Below are 13342 nucleotides of genomic sequence, written 5' to 3'. Positions count from 1 at the left end.
ATGACCAACCTACGCATCATCTATGACAACGCCGCCGACAGGGCAGTGCTGACGGCATCGAGCCAGGCTGGCGCACTGGGCCCGGCCAACCTGCAGCGCGAACGCAAGTCAGCGGTGCTGCGTGCTACCGGCACCGCGCAAACGATCACCGCCACCTGGCCCACACAAGAGTCCATTGCCTGCGTGGCGCTGATCTTCACAAACATGACCAGAAGCGCGCGCATGCGCGTTCGCTGCTACGCCCAGCCAGGCGACGCCGCGCCGGTGTTCGATACAGGCAGCATCTTCCCATGCCCGGCTGCCGTGCATGGCTCCTATCCCTGGGGCGTGTTGCCGCTGGGCTGGAACGCCTACAAATGGGGAGGCGTGAGTACCTGGGCGCGCGGCGGCGGCGCCGACGGCGTGGCCTGGTTCGCACCAGTGCGTGTGCGCCAACTGGTGATCGAGGTATCTGCCCCGCAAAGCCCGGAAGGCTACCTGGAAATATCGCGCCTGGTGGCGGGCAACTACTGGTCGCCGGAACACAACGCCGAGTATGGCGCGCAGCTGCAACTGCAGGATGCCAGCGAAGACTACCGCACGGGTGCCGGCGACCTCAAGACGCAAATTCGCCCGACCAGCGACAAGCTGAGCATCAACCTGGCGCACCTGACGCCGACCGACCGCGCCCGATTCATGCGCATCCTGCGCGAGAACGGCAAGGATCGGGCCATGCTGTTCAGCCTATTCCCGGAAAACCCGGATCCGCTGCTGGAGCAGGACCACATGCTGTATGGCAAGGCCAGCAATATCGATGCGGTGGCCACGCCGTACTTTGAAACCTATTCTGCACCACTCCAAATCGAAGGAATTTAAATGGCTGATTATTTTTACGATGGCATGCCGAACGTCAATGAGCGGTTGAACCAGCTGTATAGCGCATTTGCAGCCGGGCCGTACAACTCCCTGCCGCTGACGGGCGGTACGCTCACAGGCCCGGTTGTATCATCGTCTACCATAAGCATTGCCTGCACTGAGGCTGCTCCGGGCAGCACAGGGACGGCCCTGTTGAATGGATGGTGGAAAGTGGCAAAACTCGATCCTCAGAAAATTTCGACGGAGGCAACCATTCGGCTGTCAGGCACTAGTCCCTATGTTGCACTGGATGGTTCGTCTAATGCGATGGTGACGACTATCTTGGTGCGCAATGATAACGACGGAAAATTTCGCGGCTCGTTTTATTCCATCGGCGGATTGACGAATAACACTATCGCGGATGTGAAATTTGGCGCTGACGGGACCGTATATGTTTATGTAGGGCAATACTTTGTGCTCGGGTTGTACATGGAATCCACAATGTGGCTCCCGCAACCAATCGAGTTTTTAGGTAGCGGGGTCAATCCTCCGGCTGACGCTATTTCGGCGATTCGCATGTGGGGGCTGAAGCTGGGCACGACAAATGTGATTACAGTAACGCCTTCGATAACTTATTTTGACACGCGAATCATTTCCCATGATATTTCGCCGCTGACTGATAATACCTATGACATCGGGTTAGCTGCTACTGCATATAGAACTATCTACGCGCGCACCGGTACGATCAATACGTCTGATGCCCGGTTGAAATGCGATTTTCGCGATCTGACCTCGGCCGAGATCGCGGCCGCCCGTCACTTGGCTCGCGCCATCGGTGTCTACCGCTGGCGGGATGCTGTCGACTGCAAGGGCGATGCGGCGCGCGAGCATATCGGCCCGACTGTGCAGGCCGCTATCGAGATTATGCTGGCTCATGGCTTGGACCCGTTTAATTACGGCTTTATCTGCCACGACACGTGGGAGCAGCAGGTTATCGAGCATCCCGCAGTTGAGGCGCGGCCTGCCCACGGAGATCATCCCGCCATTGACGCTCATCCCGCGTATACGGAAGTCACGCGAGAAGCCAGCGACCGATACGCGTTCCGCTACGACGAGCTGGCCATGTTTATCGCGGCCGGACACGAGGCGCGGCTGGCCGCGCTGGAATCTGCGTAGTAAATTCAGCGCACCACCACAAACCCGCTTCGGCGGGTTTTTTCATTTCCACCACCTGAGAGGCCTTATGGCACCTGATGCACAAAGCAATACCGTCGCCGGCATTTCCTACGCCGTGCTGATCGGCGGATTTATCGGCTCGGCCGCGTCGCTGAGCTACGCCAAGGAAATGACGAAAAAACAGGCGGTCGCGGCGTTCCTCGTCGGCGGCGCTGTTTCCTGCGCGGCCACACCGCTAGCCATTCACTACCTGGGCGCGCCTGCCGAGCTGGCCGGCGCCATGGCGTTCTTTTGGGGGCTGGGCGCCATGCGCGCCGTGCCTGTATTTTTCGCCCTGATCGACCGCACGCGTAGCGCCAAGCTGCCGATCTTGCCCGATCAACCTGAGACAAAGGAATAATCATGACAATTATTTCAATCATCCAGGCGGCAGTCTGGCTCTACGTCCTGTACCTGTGCGTCGTCATACTGAACAAAATGGATGGCGAAACGGCGATGATCTCCCGCGTCGGGAATGTCGTCCTGGCGTGCGGCTCGGCGTGCGGGATTATGTCGGCTATCTCTGATCGGGAGATTTTCGAGCTGATGATCGCTGCAGGCGTGGCGGTGAATATGACGCTCAACCGTCGAGGTGCAAAATGAATCTGACGAAAAACTTCACCCTGCAGGAACTCACCGCGTCCGACTGGGCCGCGCGCCATGGCGTCGAAAACACGCCGACACCGGCCGTGCTGGCGGAATTGCGGCGTACGGCCGAGCTGCTGCAGCGCATCCGCAATTACCTGACGGCCAGCACCGGCATCGATACGCCGCTGACCAATATCAGCGGCTACCGCTCGATTCCAGTGAATCGGGGCATCGGCAGCAGCGATGGCAGCGACCATGTGCGCGGCTGCGCAGCTGATTTCAAGGCCCTGCGCATGACGCCATACCAGGTATGCCAGGCGCTGCTGCCGAAATTGGACGAGTTCGGCATCGGCCAGATCATCAACGAGCTTACTTGGGTGCATGTCAGCACAAAGATGGTGGCCAAGCCGATCAACCGCATCATCACCATCGACCGCCACGGCACGCGCGCTGGCATCTTGCAGGTGCGGCCATGAGCGCTCTGGGCGCTTTGGCGGCCGGCGCCGTCAGCGGCATCTGGAAGGCAGCTGCCATCATCCTGGCCGCCGCGTTGCTTCTGGTGGCCAGTGCCACTGGCACCGGCTGGTGGCTGACAGCCGGCGACCGTGACGCCGCGCGCGCTGCGTTGGTGCAGGAGCAGGGCATCAGCGCGCAGCTACGCGCGTCGATCAGCGAGCAAAACCGCGCCATCGATGGCATGGCCAAGGCAACCCTGGCGGCGCAGGAGCGTGGCGCGGCGGCGCAGGCGGCCGCCGCTGCCAAGGGAAAGAAGTACGACGTGGCGCTGGCGCAGATCGCAGGCGCGCGCGCTACGACTTGCGACGAGGCGATGCCGGCCGTCAGGCTGCTGCTGGAGGGCTTGCGATGAAACACCGAATGGCGCGACAAATTATTCCAAAAATTATTCTTGCCGCGCTGCTGGCCGGCTGCGGCAGCCTGCCGTCGGCGCCGCAGCTGGTCGAAGTTCCTGTCTTTACGCCATGTTTAAAGGTGCTGCCGCAGCGCCCAGTCTACGAATTCGACAGACTGACGCCGGCGGCCACGGACGGCGAGATCGTCTTGGCGATGGCGCGAGATTGGCCGCGTGGCCGGAAGTCTGAGGGTGAGCTGGAGGCAATTGTCGCCGGATGCACCCAGTCAGTAGCCGATGTCGATCACTGATTGCTTCCTGCCTATTTCGGGCTCTCATCATGCGGGATAAGTGTCTTGATCGCGCCCGTAAGTATCAGCTGATACGCTAGTGCCGATGCCTCGATTCTTGCTGCTCGATCTGTTCGAAAATTGGTTGGGGTCGGAATTTTAATTGCCGCGGAGAACGGCGTTCCAGAAAATGACTGAAGAAGAATTAATCCTCGATGGCCGCCTTGCGGTGTTGGATATGCAGCCAATTGGTAATCATATCCTTCTAGGGAGTACAACTGACTCGGCTCCATGAGCTTCTCCGTAAAATATGTTTGCGCTACCTAGTGCGCAATTCCCTGCTGATTATAGGTTACTTTCTTGTGATTTTCATCATATATTATCCGAGCGCCTTTTTGCGCCGCTTCACGAAAGCCCATTGCCCATATTCGCTCGCCTTGCTGCTGAGCGCATGCGCAAGCCCGCCTTCTGTGCAAGTGCTGGACCTGCCGCCCCGGCCGGTGGCAGTGGCGCCGAAGGAGGCGCTACAGCCGATACCGCCGGCTGACTACTTCCTGACACAGTGGCGCAAGATATTCAAGCCTTGATCCTTCGGACGGAGGAAGTGGCTGCAACGGCCCGGGCTTGCCAAGTGTTCGTAATAGACAATCCTCTGGGCATATGAAGGACGACGGATGCGGCCAGTTGCTGCCTACTGAAAACTGGAAATCTAAGAGGTTGTCTGCAGTGACGCCGTCGAACTCTGCGCATCATCATGGGGGAGAAGTACTCTGATCGCACCAGTGTGTATCAGTTGAAACGCCAACGCTGAGGCTTCAATTCGCGCGGCACGATCTGATTTGAAGGTGGTGGGAGTCGGAATTTTAACGTGAGGAACGAGCGCTTTGCCCGAGATTGCAGTAAATAAAATCATTCCGCGAAAGGTGCCTTCTGCCGTTAGGTACGCATTTAACTGATAATCGTAGCCGTTCAGGTGATTCAGTTTCGCTGTGTCCATAGGCTCTTCGATTGTGTTGTGATGACTACATGCGCCGGGATGAGGTTAGCGGTAATCATATGTCATCGGCTCCCTTTATATTTAACGTAATCTTGATATAAATCAAGCATAGGTAAAATTTCCACCTGCCCTATAGAGAGGGCGCAGACTCCACCGGCCAAGAACTGGTTTTGCCATCCTGTGGCACGAGCGCAATCATCGCGCCAGTTTCTATAAGTTGGCAAGCGAGAGCCGAAGCTTCGATCCTTGCCGCGCGATCCGCCTTAAATACGCTAGGTGTTGGGATTTCAATAATTGGAGAGTATTGGATGCCTGCATGAGCGGTAAGCAGGATCACCCCCTGATACATTCCGTCCGACCTCCTGTAGCTGGCGATGCGATACTCATATTCACCATGTTGCACCGTTTGATTGCTATCCAAGGGTATCTCCATCAAGTTGGCTGATAGGGGTAGATTTGCAGAAACATTTTAGTACCAATTCCGATAGCTGAAAATACTGTTTTGTTATTATAGCTGAGTCGAACTCTTGCAAAAAAACAGTTGATGTAGTGACATGTATGCCCACTACGTCCCGACCTTAAAAAGTAGGTCGGAGAAGGGTTGCGGACAGCATAGCCGCTGCTCGACTTGCCGCCCGAGGCTTGGCCCGGCTACATGGCTCCAATCCTGTGCGCCTCGTACGAAGTCCCTGGTGAGCTGGAAGTCGCCCCCCGCCATGTTCAGCATGGTGCCCCACTGGGCCGAACACAAGCTGGCCTGTCAGACCTACAACGCCCGCACCGAGACGGTGGCCAGCAAGCCATCTTTCCGTAGTGCCTGTAAGCGCAAGCAGTTCTGCACTATCCCTGTCGCCAATTTCTTTGAGTCCACTTATGCAACCGGCAAGCCCGTGCGCTGACGGTGGACCGCTGGCCCTTGCCGGCGCATGCATGTCAGCGGAGCAGGGCGGTCTCTTCCAGTTACAAATTTCGCCTTCTGGTTTTCAATGCCCGAGAATATACTGTGTTTATATACAGTTATTTGGTGTTATTACTATGAAAGTAAGAGTGGTTCTGATGCGGAAGGCTGGCGTGGCCGTCGAGCGGCGCATGCTGTCCGACCGATATACCGTCAAGTATTCCGGCTGCTTGGTTATCATGGACGTAACCGACCAAGGGCTACGGCGTCCTGTGAAGGTGGCGCGACTTACGCAGCCCGGCAGGCCAGGCCCCTACATGGAGCTACTTGATCCGCACATCGTATGGGCGAACGACGGGAAATTCACTTTGGCCGGCTTCGAGCGAACAACGAACGCGGAAGGTCAGGTGGTCGAGTTTGCGCAGTCGTGGCTTTGCGCGGTGGATCTGGCCATGCCAGAGCTGGAAACCGATACCAGGAACGTTCGACCGATGCGGTCATGAGAAATTCTCAAACGCCCCTAACTACAGTCGAGCTGGTGGAAATTCGGCTCCGTAGCGATTCGCGGGACATGCGCGCCGTGCTGCGTGAGATCAGGCGCCTGCGCGCAATCGTATCCAAGGCGGACCAGCTGGAGCGCAGCCTGGGGCCAACTGATGGTGCGGCAGCGATGATCCGTGATGTTTTGCGTGCTGAGCTGGACGAGGAGCCATCCATTGCAGAACTGATGTGGACCGATCTAAACGTGCTATGAAGAGGTGGTAATGAGTAGGATTCGGGCGCCGCTCAGCATCGAGCAACTGAAAGAAATCCAAGGTCGCAACGACTCGGCCGATGTGCGCGTGCTTTTATGGGAGGTTCGGCGCCTGCGTGAGATCGCAGCGGCGGCCGATGAATTGGAGCGCAGCTTGGGGCCGCGCGTCGGCATGTCCGGGCTGATCCGTGCCTCGCTTCGGGTGCGGCTGGACGGCGAGCCTTGCTTTGCCATAATGCAACCACCTGAATGAGCCGACGGCCGATCAGCGTGCCGGGCAAGATCGCCCGGCGGATGCCCGGCCTGACACGCGCTGTTGTTGATCGACCAGCACGATGACCTGGCAGCCGATGGCCGCGCTGCCGTAGTTGAGCTGCAGATTTCGCCCTGATGCTAAGAGCTCGGCATTACTCGCAAGCGCACCTTTCTGCAGGATTCCGAGAACTCTCTTCCCATTCTCGATAGGTTTTCTGCGCTAGTGCCATTGCCCGGTTTCGCTACACTTGGCCGATAGGTTTCTCTCAGCCATGCCTTGCACTCGTCAAAATTGTAGCGTTTAGAGCGGGGCCCAACAGGTGTAAAAGGTAGCCCGGCTCGTTCCAACCTGCGAATGGTCGACTCGCTTACGCCGAGTGCGGCACAGATCTGCTGACGGTTCATTTCGGTTGCTAGCACCCCTTATCCCTCCAAGGTTATTTCCATTCTTCAATCCATTGTGACACTGCAGGAATATTTATCCAGAGCCGGCCATCCACCAGCTTGCATTCCCTTCCGTTGAGCCATTTTCCAGCCTTACGTCGCGCCTGGACGGCGTCGACGGTATCGCCGGAAATTTCCGCATACCGTTCGAGCTTGACCCATTCCAAGGGATAGTTCTCGATGGTTTTTATCTCGGGCTCGCGGCGCAAGACTTGGGCACGCCATTCCTTTGCGATGCAACGCAACGCCTCGTGCGCCGCCTCTAGTTGATCCTCAATGCTCATCCGAATCTCTATTGGTGATGACCCGCTCAAAAATGAGCACGTTGCTTGCTGACAATCATTGGCCGAAGGTTTGGCCGACGATCACCCCTTCCAGCTTTGCTCCCAGTGCCGCCCAAGCCGCCCGCTTCTCATCCGCATAGTCGTGCAGCATGTAATGCCGCCGCACCTTGCTGCCCGGCAGCACATGGTTCTGGCAGCGGTCGATCAACTCCAACGAAATGCCCAGCGCCTGCATCATCGTCGCGCCCGTGCGGCGTAGGTCGTGCGGTGTCCAGGCGCCATTCTTGCCACCGGCCAGCACCAGAGTGTCGTCGCTGCGTCGATTCTTCAGTGGCGCGCGTGGCATGCCGTCCTTGTTCTTCTTGAACATCGACTGGCGGTCGCCGACTTGCTTGCTGATCGACTTGCCCTCAATGCTGACTTCATTGTTCCGGGCTGGGAAGCACCAGGCGCTATGGCCAGTGTGCGCGTGCAGCTGCTGGAACTGGTCCAGTGCGAACGCCGACAGGTAGACGGTCAGGTCGGCCACGTTATCCTTGACGTTTTCTTTCGGGATAAACCAAGTGCCGGCGGCCAGGTCCACATGCTCCCAGCGTGCCTTCGCGGTTTCGCCGACGCGGCACATGGTCGACAGCATGATCCAGATAGCGCGCTCGGTCGTCGCTTCTAGCGGCTGCTGCACTATGCGCTTGTTCGGCGCGGCGTCGTAATCCGTGTGCATCCTGGCTATGATGGTGTGCAGCTCGCGGATCTCGTCGGCCGACAGGATGCGGTCCCGTATATTGCCGAGGTCATAGTCGGGGCTGACGATCTTGTCGATTTCGATCAGTTCCATCGGATCGCCGTCGACCAGTAGCTTGCGCCACGGCTGCCGCTTGCGGGCCCAGGCGAACATTTGCGTCAGGCTGTTTCGCTGCATCACGGCCGACCTATTGACGCCTCGCTCGACCATGGCGCGCAGCACGGCGCGCAAGTGGTGCTCTGTCACGTCTTTGATGGCCACGGCGCCTATCGCCGGCAGCACGTCGGTGGCGAACATGCGCTTGAGCATGGCGTTGCCATCCTTGCGGCGCACGCCGTCGGTTATCCAAGCATCGAACATATCTTGTACCGTAAGGGCCGAGGCCTTGCTGATGGCTTCCATCGCAGACTGCGCAGCGGCTGCCTCGGCCTTGGCCTGCCCGATGGCGGCGCGCCGTTCTTTCTCCTGAACCTGAATATCGATACCGGCGCGCGCCATTGCACGAACCTTCGCCGCTTCATCTCGCGCATCTGCGAGCGAAATGTAGCCATCGCTGGTGGTGGTGCCGAACGGACGCGCCAATCGAAGCTCGCGCTGCCTGCCTGAAACTACATACTGGATCACCCAAGTCTTCACGCCATTAGTGGCAACGCGCAACTGCAATCCGGTATCCACGGTTTGCTTATAGGGCCTCTCCTTGGGCTTGAGTGCAGCCACCTGATTCGCCGTCATTTTCGCCATATCGATTCCGTGCCTTAACCGTGCCTTAAATAATATTGGTTGCTAGTGTATCTCCTCATACGTCGCCGTACATGTAAATTTTCTAAGCCGTTGAATTTTAATGATTATTTGTTGCATTGTTTGATATTGATGTACGTGCTCGTACATCATTTTTTCACATGGGGTGCATGGGGTCGGAAGTTCGAATCTTCCCGTCCCGACCATAAGATTCAAGGAGTTACAGCGCAAGCTGTATAGAAACCCAGTACTGTATATTATACGTTTGTATAATATCGGTGCTGGGTTTTTCCGTTTTCTCGACATAAAATTGCGTGTCACTAGACGCGGAGATGTTGTTCCGAATGTATTTAGTTTCATCGATTTTCAGGTATCGACACAAAGATTCTTACTCAGTCCGTTGCATCCTTGGCACGCTCTAAAAAATCATCAAGTAACGGTTTAGTTGGTCAATGTAATTCAACAAATACTACAACTAGGAATTTATGACACTTTGGAAACGATTGGGTTTTTCGCAAAATCCATACAGCCCAATGCCTATCCCTGCTGATGCACGAGGGGAGAAGCTCTTGGTTGGACGAGAAGATGAACTTGATTTATTAATAAAATACATCAGGAACTCTGACACTCACCCGACACTGGAAGGCCCTAATGGGGTAGGAAAAACCAGTTTGGTTGGAGTGGCCGGTTATAAGTTAAAGACAGAATTTATTACTGGTGCTACGAAGCAAGCAATTTTGCCTTTGGCCACACCATTTCAACTTACCACGAATGATACTTCTGCAACATTTAAGAGGCGTGTTTTCTTTGTGATTGCTCAAGCTTTCATTGATAATCATCAGCTTCTGAAGAGTAATGGATTCAAGGTTCCTGATGTCGAAAATATCAATCTCTGGCTGAATTCACCTACATTCGGCTCTGTTGGTGGTGGTATTAGTATTTTGGGCGTTGGAGGTAATGCTACAGTTAGTACTACAACGAACTCATCTACGGGTTTTACCGAGGCTGGTTTTATTGCTACGGTCACACAATGGTTGAAAGAGTGTTTCCCCGAAAAGTCTTCGGGTGGTTTTTTATGTGTTATAGATAATCTAGAGCTTCTTGAGACCTCAAAGAATGCCAGAAATTTGTTAGAGGAAATTCGTGATGAAGTGCTAAGTGTCACGGGGCTTCGTTGGGTTTTATGTGGAGCTCGTGGAATAGTAAGGGCCGCTGCGTCGACTCAGCGTATGCAGGGTGTTCTTTCGGAACCAACGGATATCAATCCTATAGGTCATGACTGCATTAAAAAACTTATCGCGGCTCGACTTAAAGTATTTGAGCTAGGCGAAGTGAACGGCGTAGTCCAGAAAATGGTAGCCCCAGTTGATGAAATGGGCTTTGATTACGTTTATCGAATTGGTAATAATAATTTGCGTAATGCAATGAAGTATAGCGAAGATTTTTCTATTTCAACTGCTGAAAATATCCTAATTCAGTTGACCCCCTCTGAAAAACTGGCAAAATTAGAGGAATGGATGACTGAGATGGCTACAAGGTACTTGAAGGCGACTGTTGGTGTAAAGGGGCGAGCTTGGAAAGTATTTGATGACTTAGCTATAAAAGGCGGAGGCATGTCGCCAAGCGAATTTGGCGATTATGGGTTCGAGAGTCCACAAGCTTTACGTCCGCACATCAAAGATCTGGAGGAAGCTAATTTGGTTGAAAGCGCAATCGACGAAACCGATGATCGTCGCAGAACGATCAATATCACTTCCCGCGGATGGGTTGTGCGTAGCCAAAGAGCTGCCCCGCAAGTGCCAGCTCAAGCGGTCCTCCCATTATGAATTTGTTCACAATGCCGTAAGTTGCTAGACTAGTTGGTTTATTCAACCTGAGATAATAAGTGTTGATGTATTCGCTATCTAATTTGTTGAGTAAATGCAATGTGAGCCATGTTCATAGCCGACTGGTAAGAACCGCACCGAATTTTTTGCAAGCGGGATATCTGCTTGTGAGAAAGGTGCGGTTTGCATCACTTAATCCACGGTAAGGACATCGGAATCTCGGAAACATCGGCAATCACTTCCTTGATGTAAATATCCGTGGTCTTGCCTGAAGTGTGTACCAGGCGCTTTTGAATGTCGCTGCGGTTCTCGCCGCGCCGTGCCGCATCCCTTGCCGCCAGCGCCCGGATATCGCGGAATACCACATCATCCTTCATGCCAATGCGCTCCTTTGCGCGATCCCACATCGAACCAAGGCACGAGCGGGTGTATGCGCCGCCTTTTTGCGTCGGAAACACGAACTGACTGATCAAGCCCATACTTGATTTTCAGTCCACGGGCGCGGGCGATCACTTCGGCAATCTCAGGCGTGACGATAATGTCGACGGCCTTGCCGCTGGTTTTTTGTGTCTTGCTTGGCTTGATCCTGATCCGTCCATCCTCGATCTGCGATTCTTTCAGCATGCGGATATCGATGCCGCGCGCCAACAGTAGATAGGACATGTCGATGAGGCAGGCGAACATGGGGCGGCTGGCCGTCGGGATGCTCAAGCCCGTGCCATTGCGTTCCGCCAGCCCCAGGATTGACTGGTATTGATGTAACGACAGCGTCACATTTGAATGCCACCATGCACCTTTTCAGAATGGTGTGCCTACCTTGCCGATTCGCTCCGTCCTCCTGCCATGGCCCTTGCAGCACCGTTGCGGGCGTGTGTACAGCGGCGCGTTGAGCTGTAGCGCGATGGCGCTCTTCTGGGTACTGGGTGGGCTTATCGGATCAGCGGCAGACGCCCTTGGCGCTTCTCCTGAGATGCCGCCCGCGGGCGTTGCACGTGGCAATCCCGTTCCTGACGCGGCTACGCCTGCGATTGCTTTCAACATCCCGGCGCAGCCGCTGAATGCGGCACTGAACCAGTATGCGGACAGCACCGGACAACTGGCCTTGTTTCCCAGCGATCTCGTGCATGCCCGTACCTCCACGCCGGTACACGGCCTTCACTCGGCCGAAGGCGCATTGCGCATCCTGCTGCAAGGTACGGGGCTGATGGCGGACAAGCGCAGTTCTGGCCTGGGCCAGACATTCATTCTGAAAGAGGCCGGCATGGCAGCGGCAGCGCCGGCATCCGCAGTGCCGCGCCATGGCTTGGCCGAACTGTTCCGTGAGGATGGTTACGCCGGACTGGTCCAGATGCGTATCTGGCAAGCGCTGTGCTCGGATGCGCGTACCCGGCCGGGCAACTATACTTCCTTGCTGCAGTTTTACCTGGAGCCGGATGGCCGCATCGGCGCCGTGCGTCTTCTCGGCAGCAGCGGCGATGCCCGCCGCGATGCCGCGTTGCTGCACACGCTGCGCGCCGTGCACACCGGCCGCCTGCCGCCAGCGGCGATCGCGCGGCAGCGCTTGACCATGCTGGTTGCACCGAATGCCCCGGATGCCGGGCCGCAGTGCGAGCGGCAAGCGGGGGCGGGCTAGCCATGTCCGACGGCACGCAGCTGTTCTTGCTGAACTATCTGGGCAAGCACTACACATCCATCAAACAGCGCCTGACGCGCAAGCTGGGCAATGCCGAGGATGCCGGCGATGCGCTGCACGACACCTGGCTGCGGCTGAAGGGCAGCGAGGCCCAAGGGCCGATTCAGAACCCGGGTGCCTACCTGTCCCGCATGGCGATCAACATTGCGGTGGATGTCCAGCGCCGGCACAGCCGCCTGCTGTCAGGCGATAATATCGATGCATTGCTGGAGGAAATGGTGGATCCGGCGCCCGGGCCGGCCCGGACCGCCGAGATACGCTCGGACCTCGATGGCTTGTTCCAGCTTCTTGATCGGATGCCCGAGCGCCGTCGGGCCGTCGCGCTGCTCGTGCATGCAGAAGGCGTGACGCAAAAAGAGGCCGCACAACGGCTTGCAACGTCGCGATGGACCAGCTGCGCGGCAAGCGCTCTTCGCAGTACGACGATGACGCTGCAATCGAGCATCTGACCGACCCGGCCCCCGGTCCGGACCTGATTGCTTTGGCCCGTTCCGATTTGGCCGCGGTCGAGCGCGCGATGCAGCGCATGCCGTATCGGCACCGTTCTGTTCTGCTTGCCCTTAGGATCGACGAAAGGACGCGCCAGGAAGTCGCGGACGAGTATCAGGTTTCCCTGACCAGCGTCGATACGATGCTGCGCCAGGCCCTGGACCACTGTGCCCAGGAAACCGGGCAGAATGCGATCGGGGGCATCAGCCAGTCCCGGCGAGGTTTCTCGCGCCGCTGGCAGGCCAAGGTGCTCGCTGCAGAGCCCACTGCGATGGCGCGCGAACGACGCGGCATCCGGCACTGACAAGGAGGCTGGCGGCGTTTGCCAAGAGCCTATCCCAGCAGGGGATGTATTCATCTACCGGGGTAGGCTCTAAGTAAGCTCCTGGCCGCGCTTGCGTCAGTGACTTGACGCACCTGTCATCCCCCGTTTTCGCCCTTCTAT

Annotated in this window: 21 protein-coding genes; 15 read left to right on the top strand and 6 right to left on the bottom strand. The window is 56.6% G+C overall.

What is annotated here, in order from left to right; all coding sequences use genetic code 11:
- From CNX70_RS21840 to CNX70_RS21810, 7 genes are all read left to right on the top strand, one after another.
- Window positions 1-855, top strand: coding sequence for a hypothetical protein (locus CNX70_RS21840; RefSeq protein ID WP_096237051.1), 855 nt, complete (start codon window positions 1-3; stop codon window positions 853-855).
- Entirely contained in the window at window positions 856-2010 is a 1155-nt protein-coding gene (locus CNX70_RS21835; protein ID WP_096237049.1) for a tail fiber domain-containing protein, read from the top strand. It begins immediately after the preceding gene.
- A 67-nt stretch (window positions 2011-2077) separates the two neighbouring features.
- Window positions 2078-2410 carry a peptidase M48, Ste24p gene (locus tag CNX70_RS21830; RefSeq protein WP_096237047.1) on the top strand — a complete coding sequence of 111 codons (333 nt, stop codon included), beginning with the start codon at window positions 2078-2080 and terminating at the stop codon, window positions 2408-2410.
- 2 nt (window positions 2411-2412) lie between these two features.
- Window positions 2413-2652 carry a hypothetical protein gene (locus tag CNX70_RS21825; protein ID WP_096237045.1) on the top strand — a complete coding sequence of 80 codons (240 nt, stop codon included), beginning with the start codon at window positions 2413-2415 and terminating at the stop codon, window positions 2650-2652.
- Window positions 2649-3113 carry a D-Ala-D-Ala carboxypeptidase family metallohydrolase gene (locus tag CNX70_RS21820; protein WP_096237043.1) on the top strand — a complete coding sequence of 155 codons (465 nt, stop codon included), beginning with the start codon at window positions 2649-2651 and terminating at the stop codon, window positions 3111-3113. The genes CNX70_RS21825 and CNX70_RS21820 overlap by 4 nt, the downstream gene beginning before the upstream one ends.
- Complete coding sequence (locus tag CNX70_RS21815) at window positions 3110-3505, top strand: hypothetical protein (protein WP_096237041.1); 396 nt, start codon at window positions 3110-3112, stop codon at window positions 3503-3505. Before CNX70_RS21820 ends, CNX70_RS21815 begins: the two co-directional genes overlap by 4 nt.
- Window positions 3502-3798: a hypothetical protein gene (locus tag CNX70_RS21810; protein WP_096237039.1), complete on the top strand. Its 297-nt coding sequence runs from the start codon at window positions 3502-3504 to the stop codon at window positions 3796-3798. Before CNX70_RS21815 ends, CNX70_RS21810 begins: the two co-directional genes overlap by 4 nt.
- A 688-nt stretch (window positions 3799-4486) precedes the next feature.
- On the opposite strand, the gene CNX70_RS28395 is transcribed toward CNX70_RS21810, so the two are convergent.
- Together CNX70_RS28395 and CNX70_RS21800 are read right to left on the bottom strand one after the other, a co-directional pair.
- Complete coding sequence (locus CNX70_RS28395; RefSeq protein WP_157751218.1) at window positions 4487-4774, bottom strand: hypothetical protein; 288 nt, start codon at window positions 4772-4774, stop codon at window positions 4487-4489.
- A gap of 130 nt (window positions 4775-4904) precedes the next feature.
- Window positions 4905-5195, bottom strand: coding sequence for a hypothetical protein (locus tag CNX70_RS21800; protein WP_157751216.1), 291 nt, complete (start codon window positions 5193-5195; stop codon window positions 4905-4907).
- A gap of 295 nt (window positions 5196-5490) precedes the next feature.
- On the opposite strand from CNX70_RS21800, the gene CNX70_RS29010 reads away from it, so the two are divergent.
- From CNX70_RS29010 to CNX70_RS21780, 4 genes are all read left to right on the top strand, one after another.
- Window positions 5491-5673 carry an SOS response-associated peptidase family protein gene (locus CNX70_RS29010; protein WP_244198909.1) on the top strand — a complete coding sequence of 61 codons (183 nt, stop codon included), beginning with the start codon at window positions 5491-5493 and terminating at the stop codon, window positions 5671-5673.
- 31 nt (window positions 5674-5704) lie between these two features.
- The gene (locus CNX70_RS21790) at window positions 5705-6175 is read left to right on the top strand and encodes a hypothetical protein (protein ID WP_157751214.1); all 471 of its coding nucleotides are present in this window, start codon (window positions 5705-5707) and stop codon (window positions 6173-6175) included.
- 68 nt (window positions 6176-6243) lie between these two features.
- On the top strand, window positions 6244-6426 hold the full coding sequence (locus CNX70_RS21785; RefSeq protein WP_167389704.1) for a hypothetical protein: 183 nt from the start codon (window positions 6244-6246) through the stop codon (window positions 6424-6426).
- A gap of 10 nt (window positions 6427-6436) precedes the next feature.
- A complete protein-coding gene (locus CNX70_RS21780) occupies window positions 6437-6679 on the top strand; it encodes a hypothetical protein (protein ID WP_096237029.1) in 243 nt (80 codons plus the stop codon).
- Window positions 6680-7118: 439 nt separating this feature from the next.
- Here CNX70_RS21780 and CNX70_RS28725 read toward each other — a convergent pair whose 3' ends face one another.
- Both CNX70_RS28725 and CNX70_RS21770 read right to left on the bottom strand, forming a co-directional pair.
- Entirely contained in the window at window positions 7119-7409 is a 291-nt protein-coding gene (locus tag CNX70_RS28725) for an excisionase family protein (RefSeq protein ID WP_208624453.1), read from the bottom strand.
- Between the two features lie 55 nt (window positions 7410-7464).
- Entirely contained in the window at window positions 7465-8892 is a 1428-nt protein-coding gene (locus CNX70_RS21770; protein ID WP_096237027.1) for a tyrosine-type recombinase/integrase, read from the bottom strand.
- A 482-nt stretch (window positions 8893-9374) separates the two neighbouring features.
- Here CNX70_RS21770 and CNX70_RS28390 point away from each other — a divergent pair, with 482 nt between their 5' ends.
- Complete coding sequence (locus CNX70_RS28390) at window positions 9375-10715, top strand: helix-turn-helix domain-containing protein (RefSeq protein WP_157751212.1); 1341 nt, start codon at window positions 9375-9377, stop codon at window positions 10713-10715.
- A gap of 188 nt (window positions 10716-10903) precedes the next feature.
- Here CNX70_RS28390 and CNX70_RS21765 read toward each other — a convergent pair whose 3' ends face one another.
- Window positions 10904-11122, bottom strand: coding sequence for a hypothetical protein (locus CNX70_RS21765; protein ID WP_244198908.1), 219 nt, complete (start codon window positions 11120-11122; stop codon window positions 10904-10906).
- Entirely contained in the window at window positions 11082-11489 is a 408-nt protein-coding gene (locus CNX70_RS28620; protein ID WP_167389587.1) for a site-specific integrase, read from the bottom strand. Before CNX70_RS28620 ends, CNX70_RS21765 begins: the two co-directional genes overlap by 41 nt.
- Window positions 11490-11685: 196 nt before the next feature.
- Here CNX70_RS28620 and CNX70_RS21760 point away from each other — a divergent pair, with 196 nt between their 5' ends.
- From CNX70_RS21760 to CNX70_RS21750, 3 genes are read left to right on the top strand one after another with little or no spacing between them, the layout of a single operon-like run.
- The gene (locus CNX70_RS21760) at window positions 11686-12348 is read left to right on the top strand and encodes a TonB C-terminal domain-containing protein (protein WP_096237023.1); all 663 of its coding nucleotides are present in this window, start codon (window positions 11686-11688) and stop codon (window positions 12346-12348) included.
- 2 nt (window positions 12349-12350) lie between these two features.
- Window positions 12351-12857, top strand: coding sequence for an RNA polymerase sigma factor (locus CNX70_RS21755; RefSeq protein WP_096237019.1), 507 nt, complete (start codon window positions 12351-12353; stop codon window positions 12855-12857).
- A complete protein-coding gene (locus CNX70_RS21750) occupies window positions 12794-13201 on the top strand; it encodes an RNA polymerase sigma factor (protein ID WP_096237016.1) in 408 nt (135 codons plus the stop codon). The genes CNX70_RS21755 and CNX70_RS21750 overlap by 64 nt, the downstream gene beginning before the upstream one ends.
- The last annotated feature ends 141 nt before the right edge of the window (window positions 13202-13342 follow it).

The sequence above is a fragment of the Janthinobacterium svalbardense genome (assembly GCF_002327145.1).
GTDB classification, from domain to species: Bacteria; Pseudomonadota; Gammaproteobacteria; order Burkholderiales; family Burkholderiaceae_D; genus Janthinobacterium; species Janthinobacterium tructae.
This window is presented reverse-complemented; position numbering and strand designations above follow the sequence as displayed.

Coding starts and splice junctions, on each gene's coding strand:
- CNX70_RS21840 (WP_096237051.1), top strand. CDS start 1: ATGACCAACCTACGCATCATCTATGACAACGCCGCCGACAGGGCAGTG.
- CNX70_RS21835 (WP_096237049.1), top strand. CDS start 856: ATGGCTGATTATTTTTACGATGGCATGCCGAACGTCAATGAGCGGTTG.
- CNX70_RS21830 (WP_096237047.1), top strand. CDS start 2,078: ATGGCACCTGATGCACAAAGCAATACCGTCGCCGGCATTTCCTACGCC.
- CNX70_RS21825 (WP_096237045.1), top strand. CDS start 2,413: ATGACAATTATTTCAATCATCCAGGCGGCAGTCTGGCTCTACGTCCTG.
- CNX70_RS21820 (WP_096237043.1), top strand. CDS start 2,649: ATGAATCTGACGAAAAACTTCACCCTGCAGGAACTCACCGCGTCCGAC.
- CNX70_RS21815 (WP_096237041.1), top strand. CDS start 3,110: ATGAGCGCTCTGGGCGCTTTGGCGGCCGGCGCCGTCAGCGGCATCTGG.
- CNX70_RS21810 (WP_096237039.1), top strand. CDS start 3,502: ATGAAACACCGAATGGCGCGACAAATTATTCCAAAAATTATTCTTGCC.
- CNX70_RS28395 (WP_157751218.1), bottom strand. CDS start 4,774: ATGGACACAGCGAAACTGAATCACCTGAACGGCTACGATTATCAGTTA.
- CNX70_RS29010 (WP_244198909.1), top strand. CDS start 5,491: ATGTTCAGCATGGTGCCCCACTGGGCCGAACACAAGCTGGCCTGTCAG.
- CNX70_RS21790 (WP_157751214.1), top strand. CDS start 5,705: ATGTCAGCGGAGCAGGGCGGTCTCTTCCAGTTACAAATTTCGCCTTCT.
- CNX70_RS21785 (WP_167389704.1), top strand. CDS start 6,244: ATGCGCGCCGTGCTGCGTGAGATCAGGCGCCTGCGCGCAATCGTATCC.
- CNX70_RS21780 (WP_096237029.1), top strand. CDS start 6,437: ATGAGTAGGATTCGGGCGCCGCTCAGCATCGAGCAACTGAAAGAAATC.
- CNX70_RS28725 (WP_208624453.1), bottom strand. CDS start 7,409: ATGAGCATTGAGGATCAACTAGAGGCGGCGCACGAGGCGTTGCGTTGC.
- CNX70_RS21770 (WP_096237027.1), bottom strand. CDS start 8,892: ATGGCGAAAATGACGGCGAATCAGGTGGCTGCACTCAAGCCCAAGGAG.
- CNX70_RS28390 (WP_157751212.1), top strand. CDS start 9,375: ATGACACTTTGGAAACGATTGGGTTTTTCGCAAAATCCATACAGCCCA.
- CNX70_RS21765 (WP_244198908.1), bottom strand. CDS start 11,122: ATGTGGGATCGCGCAAAGGAGCGCATTGGCATGAAGGATGATGTGGTA.
- CNX70_RS21760 (WP_096237023.1), top strand. CDS start 11,686: ATGCCGCCCGCGGGCGTTGCACGTGGCAATCCCGTTCCTGACGCGGCT.
- CNX70_RS21755 (WP_096237019.1), top strand. CDS start 12,351: ATGTCCGACGGCACGCAGCTGTTCTTGCTGAACTATCTGGGCAAGCAC.
- CNX70_RS21750 (WP_096237016.1), top strand. CDS start 12,794: ATGGACCAGCTGCGCGGCAAGCGCTCTTCGCAGTACGACGATGACGCT.